At 50.1% G+C, this 3,412-nt stretch carries 2 protein-coding genes; both read left to right on the plus strand.

Features of this window, described 5'->3' with window-relative positions:
• Nucleotides 1–2,185, plus strand: a 2,185-nt coding sequence (locus Q0294_RS03905) for a prenyltransferase/squalene oxidase repeat-containing protein (RefSeq protein WP_299461125.1), incomplete at its 5' end; no start/stop codon positions are given.
• 139 nt (nucleotides 2,186–2,324) lie between these two features.
• Nucleotides 2,325–3,412: HD domain-containing protein (locus tag Q0294_RS03910; protein WP_299461127.1), on the plus strand; the 1,088-nt coding region annotated here is incomplete at its 3' end.

Genomic DNA, 3,412 nt, shown 5'->3' on the forward strand with positions numbered 1-3,412 from the left:
TGTGGTAGTGTTTACCTCTGGTGTACATGCCCAGACCGACCAGGAAGTGACAGCGTCCCGTTTAAAAGGCATCGAGTTCCTGAAATCCCAGCAGAAAGATGATGGGAGCTGGGAATACGAAGGGCATCCGGTGGGGATTACGGCTCTCTGTACGCTTGCTTTGCTCGAAAACGGCGTCCCGGTCAATGATCCTCTGATTCAGAAAGGCAGACTGTTCGTCCTGAAAGAGTCAGAGAAACTCAAATCGACCTACGATCTTGCGCTGGCCACTTTATTGCTTTCCCGAATCGGTGACCGGGAAGACAAAGCGATGATTCGAAAATATGCTGCGCGCCTGATTGCCGGTCAGTCGACAACCGGAGGCTGGAGCTACACTTGTCCGCTGGCATCACCGAGTACACTCAGTAATCCCAGAGCGCGTCCCAAACTGGGAACTTCGCCCGGCGATAACAGCTGTACGCAGTTTGCGGTTTTGGGTTTGTGGACCGCCTCCCGCTCCAATATCGATATCGATGAATCGATGATCGGGGTTGCCAGACGATTCGTTGAGACGCAGAACGAAGATGGTGGCTGGTCTTATAGACTACCGACAGAAGAGATGAAAGAACCTTCCAGCAATGCTATGACTCTAGCAGGTTTGTTTTGTCTGACCGTGGCCCGCGCCGCAAAAATCAGGTCAATTCAACAGGATCAAGAGAAGGAAGCGGGAGCCGCAAAAGAAGAAGCGGGAGCCACAAAAGAAACAGACGAGAAAAAGGAGGGGGACACTTTGATCTCCGATCCCATCTTTTCCAAAGGGCTGGAAATGGCCGGAAAATATGCAGCGGGAATCAGTGCATCTTCAGCCCGCTATTTTCTCTGGTCGACGGAACGTGTGGGAGTGCTGCTGGGACTCGAGAAGCTCGGCGATACGGAGTGGTTTTCCAAAGGCGCCAATGTACTGATCAAAACACAAAAGGAAGACGGGAGCTGGGAAGATTCGCGCGGGAAACTGGCAGATACGTCTTTTGCGATTCTGTTCCTGCGAAAAGCGAATCTGGGCAGTGATATTTCGCGTATGTTAAACGGGGAGCCGGAAAAGAAATTTCAGATTTTCACTCAAGAGAAAAAACCACAATATTCGACGTTCGAAGATGCAGTGGAAGCGGCGAAAGCCGGCGATCTGATCCGGGTGAATGGTGACGGTCCTTTCCCAATACCACACGTGGAAATTGATAAAAATTTGAGCATCGAAGCGGGCTTCGGTTATGCACCGGTTTTCGTTTATGGCAGAGGACGCAACACACTGGGATTGCGGGCTCGTCCTGAGCGTGATGCGAATGTGCGTCACATTTTACGTGTTTCGAAGGGCACGCTGGATCTGGAAGGCATCGCGTTCGAGTTTGATCCTCCGGAAGTGGGTAAAGATGTCCCCTGGGCGGCGATTGTCGTCAATGGCGGCAACCTGCGAATGCTGAACTGTTCCATCTCAGAACAGAACAATAAAGGCATGGCGGCTGTTCAATTGTTAAAGCCCACCGATTCTTCGGTTACCAACTGTTTTTTCGTAGGAGGACGGGCTGTCTTTGAAATCGAAGGCACGGGAAAGCAGACTTTGACCATCGATGATTCCGTATTGTTTTCGAAGAAAATTATCTCGATTCTTAAAAGTTCCGGGCCAACCGCCGGTGGAAGTATTAATCTCAATCTTTCTCACTGCACGATTCAGGGGGTAGACGCCTTTGATTTCGAGCGATTCGTTAAAGACATCAATGTGAAGAGTGACCATACCGCCTATAAAGTCGAAAATCTGGGTCTCTCCATGTTGTCTTCGAAGTCATCAAAAGAGAATCGTTCTTTTGCTGGCGACGGGAATGTGTATGACGTCGGGAAATGGCTGGGACTGGGAGGCAAAGCGGAAGCGAATGTGACAGATGTGAAAAGCTGGAGCCGCTTCTGGGGGAATACAGATGATACGTCGTTACAGGAGACGCTTGCTTTTACATCGCGTCGTGCGAATACGTCGTTTAATCACCGGTATAAACCTGAAGATTGGGAACTGTCCGAAGATTCCAAGGTAGCCGCCCGGCAATATGATTTAGGATCTCAACCAGCGAGTGTGGGAGCCGGTCCCGGATACAGTCGTTTTCGCAGCAGTATTCTGTATAACGAATGGAAACAGAAACAGGTGGCAGAAGCGAAATAGCAGAACTGGAAGCAGACAGGAATTGATTTCCAGGCTGAAGACGTTAGAATTCGGATGAGCTTCAGCTCATGGTTGTCTATGGAACAAGCTTCGTTTTCCTTTCTTCGATTCGACGGTGAGAAAGTTCACCGATTTTTGAATGAACGCCAGCAAATTGCGCCGCCAGATCATATTCGAAGCGGCACGACTGATGTATTCCCGCCAGGAGTCTGAGTATTATCGGGCCAAAATGAAGGCAGCCCGAAAAGTCTGTCAGGGCTGGGTGAAACCTTCCGAACTGCCCAGTAATCGTGAAATACGAGACGAAATCCAGCGGTTTGCCTGCACATTTGAAGGCGACAGTCGCACCGGGAATCTGCTTTCCATGCGCATGCAGGCGTTACGTTTTATGCGGTTGTTGAAAGCCTTTCGTCCGAAGCTTATCGGCAGCACCTTAACAGGCCACATCCGCCGAGGCTCGGATATTGATATTCATGTTTTCTCTCACAGTTGCGAGGCGGTGACTGCGCAACTGGATGAAGAAGGCATTGACTATCGCGTCGAGCATAAAACTGTTAAAAAACATGGTGAAGAACGGGTTTTTACGCATATCCATGTGCAGGACGAATATTCTGTGGAATTGACACTTTATCCCACAGAACGCTCCAGTTACGGGTTTAAATGTTCGATCACTGGAAAACGGATCGAACGCGCGACACTTCCGGAATTTGAACAACTGCTCGCGAAGGAATACCCGGCGATCGACCTGGATCAACAGTTGGCAGAGGTGGAAGAAAGCGTGGACCGATTTCAGATTTATCGCATGCTGCTGTTGCCTTTAGCGGGTGTCAAACAATCCAAAAAGTACCATCCGGAAGGTGATGCGTTATATCACAGTTTGCAGGTTTATGATCTGGCGTGTGACGAACTGCCATACGATGAAGAATTCCAGCTGGCTGCCCTGCTGCATGATGTGGGGAAAGCCATCGATAACCAGAACCATGTGGAAGCCGGTCTGCAGGCTCTGGAAAGTTTTATCACAGAACGAACGGCCTGGCTGATTGAACATCATATGGAAGCGCATGCGATCCGAGCGGGAACCATTGGAGCGCGTGCCAGACGGCGATTAATGACAAATGAAAACTATGAAGATCTGTTGTTACTGGAAGAATGTGATCACGCCGGGCGTGAGCCAGGCGTCGAAGTGCCGGATCTGGAAGATGCGCTGGAGGCGATCCGTGAACTCGC

This window comes from uncultured Gimesia sp., assembly GCF_937919775.1.
GTDB lineage: Bacteria > Planctomycetota > Planctomycetia > Planctomycetales > Planctomycetaceae > Gimesia.